Raw genomic sequence first — 527 nt, 5'->3', positions numbered from 1 at the left:
TCGCCGAATGTGATCATCGGCGGAGCGCCCGTGGTGGTTCGCGAGATTCGCAGCGGCAAGACGCCCGGTGTCGGGCTGGCGGTGACGGCGCTGCTGACGTTGCGCGGCGGTGGCGCGAAGTTCTTCAGCACGTTGCCGTGCATGGCCGTGGGCGGGCTGGCGTCGTGGGGCAGCGGCCAGGTGAGCAATGCGTTGACCGCTGCGGCCGCAGGTTCGCCCAACCCGGTACACAGCGCCACGGGCGCGAAAGTTCTCGACGGTGAAGACGACTTGGACTTCGCCCTGCCAGGCCTGTTGCCGATCGAGTGGCAGCGCTACCACAGCAGCCGGGATGAACGCCGCGATGGCTTGTTCGGCGCCGGTTGGAGTGTGATCTACGAAGTCTTCGTCGAGATGGGTGGGCTTCCTGAGGGCGGCGAGCGCCTGGTCTACACCGACGAGCAGGCCCGGCAGATCGACATGGGCGTGATCCCCTTGGGCGGCGCGGTGTTCAGCGCGGGCGAAGGCCTGAGCGTGCGGCGCCATGC

Annotated in this window: 1 protein-coding gene; it reads left to right on the top strand. The window is 68.3% G+C overall.

Annotated elements, in window-relative coordinates; all coding sequences use genetic code 11:
* A partial coding sequence (locus ACP7CJ_RS28875; RefSeq protein ID WP_426103257.1) for a DUF6531 domain-containing protein occupies positions 1-527 on the top strand: 527 nt, incomplete at both ends.

Origin of the sequence: Pseudomonas sp. PSPC3-2 (genome assembly GCF_049897085.1) — a bacterium.
Lineage (GTDB): Bacteria > Pseudomonadota > Gammaproteobacteria > Pseudomonadales > Pseudomonadaceae > Aquipseudomonas > Aquipseudomonas paraveronii.
This window is presented reverse-complemented; position numbering and strand designations above follow the sequence as displayed.